General features: G+C 72.6%; 1 pseudogene. It reads left to right on the top strand.

The window, feature by feature from the left end:
* Positions 1–244, top strand: a pseudogene (locus tag HX774_RS20200) (ABC transporter substrate-binding protein); the annotation flags it as partial.
* Between the last annotated feature and the right edge of the window lie 4 nt (positions 245–248).

The raw sequence follows: 248 nt of genomic DNA, 5'->3' as shown, positions 1-248 counted from the left end.
GTCCAAGGGCGACGCTCTGATCCGCCGCGCCAATCCCGACCTGAACCAGCGCCTGCTGAACGCCGTGCGCGACAGTCTGCGCACCGAGGCCGTGGTCGACGGCGGCGACGCGGCCCTCTACGGCCTGGGGACCATGACCGCCGAACGCTGGCAGGCCTTCGCCGAACAGACCGAGGCCGCCTATCCCTCGCCGCCCGACTGGCGCGAGGCCTTCACCCCCCAGTACCTGCCCGGACGCGGCTGACCGA

Source organism: Brevundimonas sp. P7753 (genome assembly GCF_013386595.1).
In the GTDB taxonomy this organism is placed as follows: domain Bacteria; phylum Pseudomonadota; class Alphaproteobacteria; order Caulobacterales; family Caulobacteraceae; genus Brevundimonas; species Brevundimonas bullata.
This window is presented reverse-complemented; position numbering and strand designations above follow the sequence as displayed.